At 46.4% G+C, this 13,701-nt stretch carries 12 protein-coding genes; 8 read left to right on the plus strand and 4 right to left on the minus strand.

Translation table 11 applies throughout. The features are described 5' to 3' along the window. The 8 genes from fliF to FDW92_RS16810 all read left to right on the plus strand — a co-directional run. On the plus strand, nt 1-1,589 hold a 1,589-nt coding region (fliF, locus tag FDW92_RS16775), incomplete at its 5' end, for a flagellar basal-body MS-ring/collar protein FliF (protein ID WP_249357191.1). Continuing rightward, nucleotides 1,567-2,583, plus strand: coding sequence for a flagellar motor switch protein FliG (locus tag FDW92_RS16780; protein ID WP_042310443.1), 1,017 nt, complete (start codon nt 1,567-1,569; stop codon nt 2,581-2,583). The genes fliF and FDW92_RS16780, both read left to right, overlap by 23 nt. A 3-nt stretch (nt 2,584-2,586) precedes the next feature. Further along, a complete protein-coding gene (gene fliH, locus FDW92_RS16785; RefSeq protein ID WP_042310441.1) occupies nt 2,587-3,297 on the plus strand; it encodes a flagellar assembly protein FliH in 711 nt (236 codons plus the stop codon). Continuing rightward, on the plus strand, nt 3,290-4,630 hold the full coding sequence (gene fliI, locus FDW92_RS16790; protein ID WP_042310439.1) for a flagellar protein export ATPase FliI: 1,341 nt from the start codon (nt 3,290-3,292) through the stop codon (nt 4,628-4,630). The genes fliH and fliI overlap by 8 nt, the downstream gene beginning before the upstream one ends. Before the next feature lie 2 nt (nt 4,631-4,632). Next, on the plus strand, nt 4,633-5,076 hold the full coding sequence (gene fliJ / locus FDW92_RS16795) for a flagellar export protein FliJ (protein WP_042310438.1): 444 nt from the start codon (nt 4,633-4,635) through the stop codon (nt 5,074-5,076). After that, complete coding sequence (locus FDW92_RS16800; RefSeq protein ID WP_042310437.1) at nt 5,073-5,474, plus strand: adenylyltransferase/cytidyltransferase family protein; 402 nt, start codon at nt 5,073-5,075, stop codon at nt 5,472-5,474. The genes fliJ and FDW92_RS16800 overlap by 4 nt, the downstream gene beginning before the upstream one ends. A gap of 40 nt (nt 5,475-5,514) precedes the next feature. Next, entirely contained in the window at nt 5,515-7,746 is a 2,232-nt protein-coding gene (locus FDW92_RS16805; RefSeq protein ID WP_042310435.1) for a glycosyltransferase family 9 protein, read from the plus strand. 78 nt (nt 7,747-7,824) lie between these two features. Beyond that, complete coding sequence (locus FDW92_RS16810; RefSeq protein ID WP_137400664.1) at nt 7,825-8,634, plus strand: FkbM family methyltransferase; 810 nt, start codon at nt 7,825-7,827, stop codon at nt 8,632-8,634. An 85-nt stretch (nt 8,635-8,719) separates the two neighbouring features. Here the strand turns inward: FDW92_RS16810 and FDW92_RS16815 are convergent, their stop codons facing one another. The 4 genes from FDW92_RS16815 to FDW92_RS16830 are packed head-to-tail and all read right to left on the minus strand — an operon-like array spanning nt 8,720 to nt 13,700. Next, nucleotides 8,720-9,349, minus strand: coding sequence for a hypothetical protein (locus FDW92_RS16815; protein WP_042310432.1), 630 nt, complete (start codon nt 9,347-9,349; stop codon nt 8,720-8,722). A gap of 27 nt (nt 9,350-9,376) precedes the next feature. After that, nucleotides 9,377-10,093 carry a class I SAM-dependent methyltransferase gene (locus FDW92_RS16820; RefSeq protein WP_042310531.1) on the minus strand — a complete coding sequence of 239 codons (717 nt, stop codon included), beginning with the start codon at nt 10,091-10,093 and terminating at the stop codon, nt 9,377-9,379. 32 nt (nt 10,094-10,125) lie between these two features. Then, the gene (locus tag FDW92_RS16825) at nt 10,126-12,699 is read right to left on the minus strand and encodes a glycosyltransferase (RefSeq protein WP_042310430.1); all 2,574 of its coding nucleotides are present in this window, start codon (nt 12,697-12,699) and stop codon (nt 10,126-10,128) included. A 56-nt stretch (nt 12,700-12,755) separates the two neighbouring features. Further along, the gene (locus FDW92_RS16830; protein ID WP_042310428.1) at nt 12,756-13,700 is read right to left on the minus strand and encodes a hypothetical protein; all 945 of its coding nucleotides are present in this window, start codon (nt 13,698-13,700) and stop codon (nt 12,756-12,758) included. Nucleotide 13,701 lies beyond the last annotated feature (1 nt).

Consider the following 13,701-nt stretch of genomic DNA (forward strand, 5'->3'; position numbering starts at 1 on the left):
CGGCTATTGCGGCTACCGCCATTATTGTCAGCGTGCTGTGGAATGGCAACCACGGCTATGTTTCGCTGTACGGTAGCCAGGAGAATATCCCGGTTTCGCAGATAGTCACCGTGCTGGATGGTGAAAAACTGGAATACTGCATCGATCCGCAAAGCGGACAAATTCTGGTTCCGGAAGAGGCTTTGTCCAAAACGCGAATGACGCTGGCGGCGAAAGGCGTTCAGGCCATGCTGCCCAGCGGCTATGAGCTGATGGACAAAGATGAAGTGCTGGGTGCCAGCCAGTTTGTGCAGAACATTCGCTATAAGCGGAGCCTGGAAGGCGAACTGGCGCAAAGCATTATGACGCTGGATGCCGTTGAGAGCGCCCGCGTGCATCTGGCGCTCAATGAAGAGAGTTCTTTTGTCGTCAGCGACGAGCCGCAAAACAGCGCCTCGGTGGTGGTGCGTCTGCATTATGGCAGCAAGCTGGATCTCGATCAGGTGAATGCCATCGTACACCTGGTATCCGGCAGTGTGCCTGATTTGAAAGCTTCGCAGGTCAGCGTTGTCGACCAGGCGGGGAATTTGCTGTCCGATGGTATTGGCGCGGGTGAAGCGGTTTCTGCGGCGACGCGTAAGCGCGACCAAATCCTCAAAGATATCCAGGATAAGACCCGCGCCAGTCTCGCAAATGTTCTCGACTCGCTGGTAGGAAGCGGTAACTACCGGGTGAGCGTGATGCCGGATCTCGATCTGAGCAATATCGACGAAACCCAGGAGCATTACGGCGATACGCCAAAGGTTAATCGTGAAGAAACGGTACTCGATAGCGATACCAACCAAATCGCCATGGGGATCCCCGGCTCGCTGAGTAACCGTCCTCCATTGGCGGCAAATCAGGTGACGAATGGTGCCAATGGAACCGCGCCAGAAGAGCCTCGCCAGCCTGCTGCGTTGTCAAAGCATAGCGAGAACAAACGCGACTACTCCTGGGACCGTAGCGTTGAACATATTCAGCATCCTGGTTTCGACATTAAACGTTTAAATGTGGCCGTGGTACTTAACCAGAGCGCGCCTGCGTTGAAGAACTGGAAACCGGAACAAACCACGCAATTGACGGCGCTGTTGAATAACGCCGCCGGGATTGATGCTAAGCGTGGCGACAATCTGTCCTTATCGCTGCTTAATTTTGTGCCGCAGTCGATCCCCGTCGAGCCGGTGGTCCCCTTATGGAAGGATGACAACATTCTGGCCTGGGTGCGTCTGATTGGTTGCGGCCTGCTGGCTCTGCTGTTGCTGCTGTTTGTTGTTCGTCCGGTCATGAAACGGTTGACCGCCGAACGTCGCCGGACGTCGACACCAGAACTGGCGCTGGACGCCGCACCGATCGCGATTCCTGCGGACAAACCTCATTTTGCGGCCGCTGAAGATGAACGCAAAAACATTGAACTGCCTTCTTTCCCTGGTGACGACAGCCTGCCTTCGCAGAGCTCAGGTCTGGAAGTGAAGCTGGAGTTCCTGCAAAAACTGGCGATGAGCGACACCGATCGCGTAGCTGAAGTTCTCAGACAATGGATTACCAGCAATGAGCGAATTGACAATAAATAACGGCAGCAACAACAGCTACCTGGAACAGGCTGCAATTTTATTGCTGTGTCTGGGCGAGGAGGCGGCTGCCACGGTGATGCAAAAACTCAGCCGTGAAGAAGTGGTTCGTCTGAGTGAAAACATGGCGCGTCTGTCTGGAGTAAAAACCAGCATGGCCAAAAAAGTGATCAACAACTTTTTTGAAGAATTCCGCGAGCAGAGCGGTATCAACGGCGCATCGCGTTCCATGCTGCAAGGGATCCTCAATAAAGCGCTGGGCACAGAAATCGCCAGCAGCGTGATCAACGGTATTTATGGCGACGAAATCCGTTCGCGGATGGCGCGTTTACAGTGGGTGGAACCGCGCCAGTTGGCGATACTGATCTCAGAAGAGCATTTGCAGTTACAGGCCGTATTCCTTGCCTTCCTGACGCCAGAGATCTCGGCTACGGTACTGTCTTACATGAATGAGTCAGTGCAAAACGAGATCCTCTATCGGGTTGCCAAACTGAACGATGTAAACCGCGACGTGGTGGATGAGCTGGATCGTTTGATCGAGCGTGGGCTGTCGGTGCTCTCCGAACATGGTTCGAAAGTGAAAGGGATCAAGCAGGCCGCGGATATCGTTAACCGCTTCCAGGGGAACCAACAGGTGATCCTCGATCAGCTGCGCGAGCGCGATGAAGATGTGCTTGAACAGTTGCAGGATGAAATGTACGACTTCTTTATTCTGAGCCGCCAAACCGACGAAGTGCGTCGTCGACTGCTGGATGAAGTGCCGATGGAAGATTGGGCGGTGGCGCTGAAAGGTACCGAAGCGCTGTTACGCCGTTCGATTTATGCCGTGATGCCTAAACGTCAGGTACAACAGCTGGAGGCGATAACCTCACGTCTTGGACCGGTTCCGGTGAGCCGTATTGAACAAATACGCCGTGAAATCATGGGAATTGCCCGCGAGCTTGAGGAAGCGGGTGAAATTCAGCTACAGCTGTTTGCTGAACAGACGGCGGAGTAACACATGGCGATTGAAACCATTCGTGGTCGTTACCGGCTGCATCGTTTTCCTCCTCGCCAGCGCCATCTCCAGGCTGAACAGCTCACGCCGGGTATTACCCCAGCGGATTATCAGCGCCAACTGATGGATGGCTTCCAGGAAGGGCTGCAAAAAGGTTTTGAGCAGGGGATGACCGAAGGCCAGGAGCAGGGTTTTCAGGAGGGTCATCAGAAGGGGCACGATGAAGGTCGTCGTCAGGGATACACTGAAGGCAGCCTGGCCGGACAGCAAGAAGGGCGCAAGCAGTTTGAACGAGCCGCCCAGCCGCTGGAAGCTATCTCCGGCAAAGTGAATGACTATCTGGCGCACATCCAGCGTAAGCAGCGGGAAGACCTGTTGCAGCTGGTTGAAAAGGTTACCCGCCAGGTGATCCGTTGCGAGCTGGCGCTGCAACCGACGCAGCTATTATCGCTGGTCGAAGAGGCTATTTCGGCCTTTCCAGCGATGCCTGAGTCGCTACAGGTGCTGCTGAGTAACGAAGAATTTAACCGTATCAAAGATGTCGCGCCTGAGAAGGTCACCGCATGGGGACTGACGCCATCTCCCGATCTGCAGGCGGGCGAGTGCCGGGTGATTACCGATAAATCCGAGCTGGATATTGGCTGCGAGCACCGACTCGAGCAATGTATGTCGGCGCTCAAAGAGTCGCTGCTGCCGGAGCCGACGGGTGAGTGACCTTTCCAGCTTCGACAACGCGCTGCGTTCTATTGAGTCGATTCCTTTAGCCCGGGTAGCCGGGCGACTGGTGCGCGTGAACGGCATTTTGCTGGAGAGCGTGGGCTGCCCGTTGGTAACGGGCCAATTGTGCCGCGTTGAAAGCGCCAACCATACGCTGATTGACGCGCAGGCGGTGGGATTTAATCGTGATATCACCTACCTGATGCCCTTCAAACACCCTGTCGGACTGATGGCGGGCGCGCGCGTATTCCCCGAAGAAAAAGCCCAGGAGATCCTGATTAGCGAAAGCTGGCTGGGGCGGGTGGTCAATGGTCTGGGCGAACCGCTGGATGCCAAAGGTCGTCTGACCGGCAATGACGTGCTACCGCCGCAGGCGCCGTCCATCAACCCCCTTACGCGTAGGTCGGTAAACCAACCGCTGGATGTTGGCGTAAAAGCAATCAACGGTCTGCTCACTATCGGTAAAGGCCAGCGCGTGGGATTAATGGCCGGCAGCGGCGTGGGAAAAAGCGTGCTGTTGGGGATGATCACCCGCCAGACCAAGGCCGACATCGTGGTGGTGGGGTTAATTGGCGAGCGTGGCCGCGAGGTGAAAGAGTTTATCGATCATTCACTGGGCGCGGAAGGGTTGGCAAAATCTATCGTCGTCGCGGCTCCGGCGGATGAGTCACCGTTGATGCGTTTGAAAGCCACCGAGCTGTGCCACTCTATCGCGGCCTGGTTTCGCGATCGTGGGCATCACGTTTTACTGCTGGTGGATTCGTTAACCCGTTATGCCATGGCGCAGCGTGAGATTGCGTTGTCATTAGGGGAACCTCCGGCGACGAAAGGCTATCCGCCATCAGCGTTCGGCATGATCCCAAAACTTGTGGAAAGCGCGGGCAACAGCGAAAGCGAAGGGTCAATGACTGCCATTTACACGGTGCTGGCGGAGGGGGACGATCAGCAGGATCCGATCGTTGACTGCGCGCGCGCGGTGCTGGATGGGCATATCGTTCTGACCCGTAAGCTGGCGGAAGCCGGGCATTATCCAGCCATCGATATTGGGCAGTCGATCAGTCGATGCATGACGCAGGTTACGCCCAACGAACACCAACAGTCGGCCCGTCTGCTGAAACAAAACTACGCCGCCTATATGGAAATTAAGCCGCTGATCCCGTTGGGAGGCTATGTTGCCGGAGCCGACCCCAGCGTTGATAAAGCCGTCAAAGTGTTCCCCGCTATCGAGCGTTTTCTGCGTCAGGAGGTGAGTGAACCCGCCTCGCTTGAGCTGGTGCAAAGTCGCTTACAGGCCCTTTTCCCCCAGCCAAAGAAAACGGAAGGTAAATAATCATGCGGCAGATTATTGATACCCTGGCGCAGTTGCAGCGCCTGCGGGATAAATCAGTAAAAGACATGACGGTCCAGCTGGCTAAACAGCAGCAGGTCTGCACCGGTTTTGACAATAACATCAAAGCGCTGGGCTACCTTATTCAAAAAACCGGCACCGGTGTTGACACCCCTTCCGTTGAATCACTTAAAAACGTCACGGGTTACAAAGGTACGCTGCGCACGGTGATTGCCTGGCAAGAACAGGAAAAAACGCTGGCTAAAATCAAAGAGCAGCGTATTCAAAAAAATCTGGTTGCCGCGGCCTGCGAAGAGAAAATTGTTGCCATGACGTTGGCAGATAAGCGTTACGCGCTGAGCAATGAGGCGCAGGTAAAAGAGCAAAAAGCCGTAGATGAAATCGCCGCGCAATGCTGGCTAAGACAGAAGACGCTGGGACTGGTATGAAAACGATCATTACTTTCGGCACATTTGATGTTTTTCATATTGGACATTTGCGTATTCTTGAACGCGCCAGGCAGTTGGGTGAGCGACTGATTGTCGGCGTCTCTTCGGATGCGCTAAATATGCAGAAAAAAGGCCGGATGCCGGTTTATAGCCAAAGCGATCGCATGGGGATTGTTGTCGGGCTGAAATGTGTGGACTGCGTGTTTCTTGAAGAGTCGCTGGAGAAAAAAGCCGACTATATTCGCCAGTTTAACGCCGATACGCTGGTGATGGGGGATGACTGGGCTGGACGCTTTGATAGTTTGTCGTACCTGTGCGAAGTGATCTATTTCCCAAGAACACCATCGATATCGACGACTTCGATAATAGAAATTATTCAAGCTGATTCAACTCATTAATAATGTTTTGATGGGATTATTTTTGCAGTAAGGATGAATTATGAAGATGTTAAAAATATATATATCAGAAACATTTTTCACTCTTGAACAACAGTTATTAAACCACATAGATTCTTTTGAAAAAGAAAATAGTCAATCGATATTTATTTCTCCGTTTGCTAGTCGATTAAACGGAGATGTACTATCAGTGACTCGTGCACTAATTATACCATATAAGCACCATCATGATTACTATGATCATTTAATCATGAAGTTGTGCAATACTATAGTTGAAAAAAAATTTTCGCATATTGAAATGCATTTTCCAGTAACAGCTTCATTTATATCTATTTTGTCTTTTAATCTTATACGTAATATCAATAAAATTAAAACGATTACTAATATAAAGCTACACGTATGGGATGGTGTTGTAGAAGATCTTCTTTGTCGTCAGGAATTTTTAAATTTAAAGAGGGAAACTCTAAAATCCTCAATAACTCGTTTGCTCAATGAGTTTCAGTTGATGATTGAGAATCTTGACTTGAAATATTTATTCCGTTTTGATACGGCATTTATGTTTTATTTTTGGCACTATCTGTTTGATACTGAGTATCATATGGTTCGCCCATGTTTATTGGCTGAGAATAATAATAAAAGCTTTACCGATAAGTTACTTAAGAATACGTTACCGATTGATTATGAATGCATTAAGAAAACAGATAGAAAAGTACAGTTACTGTACATGAAGATACTTGGTATCACCGGGGATATTTTTCTACGCCTAAAAAAATATGTTGCAGATAATATATTAATGTTAACTTATGCTGACGCGACTTACCGAAAGTCAGCACAGTTTAAATCGAGTAAAAGAGATTTTGGTTTTCATTTTGATGAGTACATATCAACGCAGGATGTCTTGAATCAGTATTCTCGATTGGTTATTAATTGTGTTAACGCCTCTGATGACTACCGAGAATACTTGTCTGGTCGTGAATATCTGAATATAAGCTATGAAGAACAGTGCTCTATGTTTTTTCTTCATGCGCTTGGTGTCGTTCCTGAAAAAATTTCAGGGCATCCTGATTTATACTTGCTGGCATTTCCTACAAATCGAATTTCTTATTTTTTTTTGTACGAGGATTTGTCTTTTCATAGCACTAAACAATTTGGAAAACTAATTTTTTCTGTTGGTTATCAGGGTGACATTCTCTATAGCAGTGAAACAAAAAATCTGTTAAATGGAAATGATGAACAACAGCTCGATGAAATGATTCTTATCAAAATGAAATCCTCATTGGGCGACTGCATGTTTGCATTATCAGCAGTTAAGGCCCTTTATGCTGTTACAAAGAAGAAAATAACGTTCGTGACGCACCGAGCTTACACAGAATTAGCACGATGTAATCCGTGGATAGATAAGGTTATTGCCATTGAAGATCTTTCAGATCATGCTTTAATTGATTACTTCTATGAGGAAACACAACGTAGTGCACATTTTTGCGAGATTTTACATATTTTGGCAGATTGCCATCAGATCGATGCCTGTTTACGTAGTGTTGGCGCGAAAATTAATCCAAAAGAAATGAGCATGGATATTGACCTGAGTAGACATGATCTTACTCGGGTTGATGAATTCTGTACCATAAATAATTTTAATGATGAAAATATTGTATTATTGCATGCCAACATAGGTGATCCAAATCGTACTTGGTCTGGTGAGAACTGGAATATTCTGGCAGAGAAATTTATCCATTTAGGTTGGAAAGTTGTCGCAATAGGAAGTACCAATAATAAATATGCTGAAACACAGGTGCATGAGTTCACTCATCCGGCAGTCATTAATGCGGTGGACCAATTCTCAATTCTTGAAACCATACATTTGATGAGAAAAAGTCAGCTACTGGTCGCCACCGATTCTGGGCCTGTTGCATTAGCTGGCGCATCTGATATAGCTATTGTTTCACTTTACTCGATTGTGCCCGGGTATAAGCGTATTCCCTATCGGCATGGAAGGTTGGGATGGAATGCTTTATGCGTGAATCTGAAATGTAAATATGGTCACTGTATGCAACTGGCTATAGATTCAAAATTCTGTCGAGATGTACTTGGTACAAATATTCAAATGCGTCGACTGAATAATTGGTGTCCATTAGGTGATGTGCAAGGTGATAAATTTCGCTACTCCTGCATAAAAAGTTATTCTGCCGAAAAGTTATTCCCAGAAATTATGTCTTTTTTATCTTCTAAAAAATTTGTTCTGCAGCGTTATTCCGGAACAGTTCATACAGGGTGATTAAATATTTATAATTACTTTGTAAGAGTTATATATTGTATAGTAAAACTATTCGACTATTAACAGATAGGATTCTTTATGTTTTTTGCCCCACGCCAACTGTCGTTTGTCCTCAGTGCCTCACATCATGGCACAATGATCGTAAATAGAAATGATTATAACAAAAATGAAGATAGTAATGAATATTATGGCGTGGGCTATCATATTCTCAATAGTGCGTGCTTCGATGTCGACGAGATTTCCTTAATTTTACAACTGTTATCATGTCGTCGAAAATATTATGGTAATGGCGTGTTTGTTATTGATGGTGGTGCTAATATTGGCGTCCATACATTAGAGTGCTCTCGTTATATGCAAGGGTTGGGATCAGTGTTGAGTTTTGAAGCTCAGGAGAGGATTTTCTATGCACTAGCTGGAAATATTGCCATTAATAATTGCACTAATGCTCAGGCAAAACTGTCCGCTTTAGGTGCTGAAACAGGTAAGATGCTTATTCCTCGCCCAGATTATAACCGTAGCGCAAGCTTTGGTAGTTTGGAGCTAAAGCAAAAAATAGGTACAGAATTTATTGGACAATATGTTTCTTACAGTGATGATGATTGTGATGAAGTTTCTGTAATATCTCTTGATTCTTTAGATTTACTTCGGCTCGATTTCATTAAAATTGATGTGGAAGGTATGGAGATGGATGTATTACAAGGTGGTATAGAGCAAATATGTAAGCATCATCCAATTATATTGGTGGAGACATTAAAATCGGATAAGGAAAAAATAAACAATTTCCTCATCGGTATGGGATATAAAGTCTTTCCATGTGGAATTAATGCCTTGGCCATTCATAATAGCGATCCGACACTTAATGAAATAACAGGGGTGAAAAAGTCTTGAAATAGGTGGGGCAAATCAGATGTTCTTTTGTTAAATAAAGACGGAGAGAAGGTCCGTCTTTATTTAGTATTGTATAAAGAATTAATTAATGGTGAATTGAGGTGATAATACTATATATTGGCAATAAAATGTAATGCTTCTTACGCAACAAGTTATGTCTATTGATTAAATAATTTATTTTATCCTTTGTAGTTCTTCCAATTGTATCTATAAATATATCATCTAAATAGATGTAGTCAAAAACGTTAAGGTTTTTTCGTTGCGATAGAATTTTGCTGCCTATATCGTCATAGATAACTAATGTGAAAACACTCTGTGGTATTAGAGCGGTAATACTGCTTGTATCGATATCTTGATCGGCAGGGACATGCTGCACCTCCGAAAAATTGTGGATAGTGTTGGACAACTTATAGGCATTACTCAAGTTACCAAAGAATACAATATGAATATTCTTCATTAAAATCATTATCCAGTATTTGGATATTAGGCAAATAAAATGATCAATATCATTATCATCGATGTTTCTTTCTGATAATTCTATAAGTTTGCTAATGAGGTCATTTAGTTCATTGCTTTCTTCTAATGTATCGGTATATGCAATAAATAAATTTTTAATTTTATCAATCGTATCGTTATTTCTTAATGTTACTAGCTCAGTGCTAAGATGTTTTAATGAGCTTAGAAATTTTTTCGCATTAACCTGATTTGATGACATAGATGTTCACTTTGATTGTTGTTTGTCTTATTTAAATGCCAGGTGAAGGCCGTCACATATATGATGGACCTCCATGTTGAATTTGTGGAATAGAATGTTCAAAGATTTTGTTGAGTAGTAACTAACATGCCCACCTCTGGGAAGTATATACCAATCATCCATTTTGAGATGCAGTCGTGAGTCATTATTTAATGTTGAGAAGAAAAATTTACCATTATTACTATTTAATAAATTATCAATTAATGATACCGTTTTAATCGGGTCAGGTGTGTGTTCCATTACTTCAAAGGAGACAATAAACTCAAATTTCTCCTGCGGCATTGAATCATTTTGATAGAAAGGATCCCAGCCAGTTGCATCTACGCCTTTTTCTTTAAGTAAATCGACTAGTTTGTTATTTCCACAACCGAAATCTAGCATATGATATGATTTAATATCAGAAAAATTTTCAATCAAAAATCTTGCATTCTGTTGAGGTCTTAATTCAGGGAAGTCTGGATCAATATGGATATATTCGTCATTGTAGATGTATGTAGAGAAGTCATCTTCATTCCAGTGATCAAAAGCATTAGTGTAAATTAATCCACAGTGTTCACATCGATGATAGTAGATAGGTTGGCCCGATAATTTAGATTTCAGTCCATGCCTGCCATGTAACTCGTTGAAATCAATAACGCCATACAACGATGCCTCGGAATTGCATATTTTACATAGTGATATTTTTTCAACTTTTTTTATATCCATCGTCACTCTGTTACTCCAGATAATTTATGATGTCAGTTAGATGTTAAATTGAATAATTTTTTCTGTAGGCTGTGTAATAAGACATTTTGATCCGTAACATCTTCTGGACAAATCGTTTTAGCAATTACCTGCGCCGCTCGCTCACCCGCTCGGCCATCCATAAACGCATCGCAATAGTGCTGGCGAATCTCAGTCAATGACACTTCCAGCGCAGCCCAGTCAAACGTATCGGATAACGCAGCACGCAGTGTTTGCATATCATCAGCAACAGGGAGAATGTCCCGGATACGTTGATCTGCGCTGTCAGGAGTGGAGAAACTTTGCTGACCATCGAGCAACGAATTCATGTTGGGCCAGCTCAGCAAAATGATGCGTTTATTCATATGAATAGCATCAAAAATAAAGCCGCTGCTGTCTGTCAGGACGTAATCCGCCTGCGCAATAAGCGCCAGCAGGTGCTGCGGATCGTCAATTCTGTTTTTTAAATAGCGCTGCGCCAGCGCCAGAGAGGCGGCTTCTTCCGGTCTGTGCCGGGTGCCATGATGCAATTTAGTGACGATATTATATTCATGGCTTAACCGGCTGAGCTGTTCCGCCCAATGGGGGAGGGAGCTTAGCGCACCATAGGTTGGCGCATACAGAATGGTCTGTTTTTTCGCATTGAGTTTCAGGCTTTTTGGCAGCGTGTTATCAAAAGTGTGGTTGTGCCACTCATCGAAGCGCGGATTGCCGACCACTTTTGCACTGCCGCCAATATCAAGCGCGTGCTGGCTATAGTGGCTGTAGCACAGGATGCGATGATAAAAAGCGTTCCACCAGGCATGGTTCCACTCTTCTTTCGCCAGGCCATACATGGCACGCACATGGGTATCCGCCAGTCCGTTTAGCAACGGCGTATAGTAAGGGCTGACCAGGCATTTGAAACGCTGGCGTTGCTCAATGACCGTAGAAAGGCGTGTTCCGCCCAGCGCGGGGTCGTTAATGGTTTTAATCGTTGCCGTCATTTCATCCAGAAACGACTTGTGTATTTTGTCACTTACCAACAACGAGCAAGTATGGCCCATCGCCTGCAGCGCGCGAATAATGGGGCGGTACACCGCGTAATGCAGCGACGTTTCCATATAGAAGCCAATGGCATCGAGATGAGTGGAAGTCGAAGGTAGCGAGTTGCTTACCAGCGCGTTGACGGTCTCGGGTTTTTTATTAATTTTATTGAAGTAGTAGCCGATGTTATCGGTTTCTTTCTTCTCGATATCGCTATATCCCGCGCGTTGATAACAAATGCTCGGATAACACGAGAGCCATTTTCCTTCACGTAGCAGCGGCTGCCATTGCTCTTCGAGGGTGTCTGAGAGGTCATGCTCCATTTGCTGAGTCAGCGTCGGGTAATAGCGGCTGTTTACCAGATAGGCGCAAACCTTATTGCAGTCGCGGGCATGGATCATACCCTGCAGGCTTTTCAGTTCGCTGCCTTGTTTAATTTCTCCGCCGAGGATAACCACTTCCCACGGAAAATTAGGTAACGCGCTCAGGAGCGAGTTAAGTACACGAATATGCTTTTCCTGTTTGAGGATCACGCTGTCATCTTCAAATAACAGGTAGTTTTTCCAGCCCTTACGCTGCGCCAGCTGTAGCGCCTGCATATGGGATTGACGGCGACCAATCTGGCCATTGGTTGCTATTGATGCGGCCAGCCGGGTAACCTTTTCCGCAGGGAAATTAAGAAACGTCAGCTCTTGCTGGATGTGCGCTAAACGATCCGGACGTGAATCCAGATTCACGATCACCACCTGATCAATGTAATCCCAGTGGATCGGCTGATGATGCGTGGCGTTATGCAGACTTTGATACCAGTTTTTTAGCATCGGGTCGGTAACCGCCTGTGCCAGCGAGGTTTCCTGCGGCTCGCTGCTTCCCAATACAAAGTCTTTATCGAACGTATTTTGGCTATGTGAGATACAAATAATGGTGCGCTCGCCCGGCAATTGTAGTGGATTCACCGTGAATTGATTGGTGAATCCTTCTTCTTCGCCTAAGTTACATTCATCATCGTAACGGTGCTTTTTCAAATAATTGCGATGGTAGCAAAAGGTGCCGTTGAGAATGTTTTGCGGGCCAAAGCTGCGGCTTTTAAACAAGCGGTTGATATGGCTATACCAGATGGGGATCTGATCGGAACCCGAAATCAACGCCCGGTGGCGCTGCATCATCTCAATGGTGTAAGAGATTTTATCTGATGGATAATAATCATCATCATCCATACACAAAATATATTCACCTAACGCCAGCTCATTGAGCATATTGCGTTTTCTGCCCAGGTCGAGCTTTTCCGGGTGATAGATATAGCGAATATTAAATTTCTCAGGGTGGTTTTGCGTCAACCTGTCGATGATCGACTGATGGCTTTGCGGGGAATCATCGAGGATCACCAGCTCCCGGCGGTCGGCTGGGTAATCCTGATACCGGTACATGTACAGTAAATAGGGTAAGAAAGCGGCGCGGTTCCACGTGGGAGTGACAACGCTGACAAATGGCTTTTCACGGCCAGTATCCAGCGTTTTGACAATGCCGGTCAGGGCGGAACGAGCTTTAGAGGTTTCAGGCATAGTGATGTGTATTCGTGATTCGAAAAAGGACCGGGCATTCACCCGGTCAACAGGCACTAACGTGTAATCAGGGAAAACGCCGAGAGCAGAGGGTCTCCGGGCAGTATGTTCAGAATATGCTGGTGCAGCGAGTTGGCATTCTCGCTATTACGCCAGGCTTCAAACAGCGCGAAAAGGGCATAAATTTCGTCGTGGCTTAATGTGGAATCGTCCATTGTCCACAGGCAAAAGAGTGTGCGAATCATAAAGACATCGGCGACCAGCCAGAAGAAACGCTGGAGCGGGCTTTCATCGTCGTGTTGCGGGAAAGTGTCGTGATACAAGCGATAAATCAGGTAGTTACTGAAAATCCAGCTCTCCTGCGCGAAATAGCGATCCCATGTCATTAACCACTGCTCCTGCAACTGCTGCTGGAGCAAGGCTTCACTGTTAGCATCTTGCAGCATCAGCAGGCTGATCTGCAGGGGCAAGGTCAGCTTACGCGCACTTTCCGGCAACAGCTCCCAATTGAAATCACAGTTGCCCATTTGGGTGATCATTTCCCGCTGCAACTGAGGCAGACTGGGCAGTTGTGCGAATTGCTCCTGCAGTTTTCCACTTTCTGCATGTTCAGCCAGCACTTGTGGTAGCGAGGCCAGCTTTTCCAGCGTGGCATCGCTACTGCCGGGGCATTTCTCGGAAAAAGAGAGCATGATGCCCAGCGCATACAGGCGCAGTTCCGGCGACAAACCTGGAAGGGTGATGGTATTCAGAGCTGATTGATTCAAGACCTGATCGCGTGCGGATAACGCCGGGCTGTCCAGGTCAGCTGCGCATTTTGACGTATGCAGGACAAAGGCATTGGGATCGCCTAATGCAGCCTGACAGCTGGCCGGATCGGTTAAGTTCAGACTCTGACGAACTTCCGTTTTCCAGCGCATGTTGACCAGTAAAGCGGAATCCGGGTGGTGGGATAAAAACAACCGGACAAAGTCGGGTTCATAACAATCAATCATACTCATA

The organism is Citrobacter sp. wls706 (assembly GCF_005281305.1).
GTDB classification, from domain to species: Bacteria; Pseudomonadota; Gammaproteobacteria; order Enterobacterales; family Enterobacteriaceae; genus Citrobacter; species Citrobacter werkmanii.

Coding starts and splice junctions, on each gene's coding strand:
- FDW92_RS16780 (WP_042310443.1), top strand. CDS start 1,567: ATGAGCGAATTGACAATAAATAACGGCAGCAACAACAGCTACCTGGAA.
- fliH (WP_042310441.1), top strand. CDS start 2,587: ATGGCGATTGAAACCATTCGTGGTCGTTACCGGCTGCATCGTTTTCCT.
- fliJ (WP_042310438.1), top strand. CDS start 4,633: ATGCGGCAGATTATTGATACCCTGGCGCAGTTGCAGCGCCTGCGGGAT.
- FDW92_RS16800 (WP_042310437.1), top strand. CDS start 5,073: ATGAAAACGATCATTACTTTCGGCACATTTGATGTTTTTCATATTGGA.
- FDW92_RS16805 (WP_042310435.1), top strand. CDS start 5,515: ATGAAGATGTTAAAAATATATATATCAGAAACATTTTTCACTCTTGAA.
- FDW92_RS16810 (WP_137400664.1), top strand. CDS start 7,825: ATGTTTTTTGCCCCACGCCAACTGTCGTTTGTCCTCAGTGCCTCACAT.
- FDW92_RS16815 (WP_042310432.1), bottom strand. CDS start 9,349: ATGTCATCAAATCAGGTTAATGCGAAAAAATTTCTAAGCTCATTAAAA.
- FDW92_RS16820 (WP_042310531.1), bottom strand. CDS start 10,093: ATGGATATAAAAAAAGTTGAAAAAATATCACTATGTAAAATATGCAAT.
- FDW92_RS16825 (WP_042310430.1), bottom strand. CDS start 12,699: ATGCCTGAAACCTCTAAAGCTCGTTCCGCCCTGACCGGCATTGTCAAA.
- FDW92_RS16830 (WP_042310428.1), bottom strand. CDS start 13,700: ATGAGTATGATTGATTGTTATGAACCCGACTTTGTCCGGTTGTTTTTA.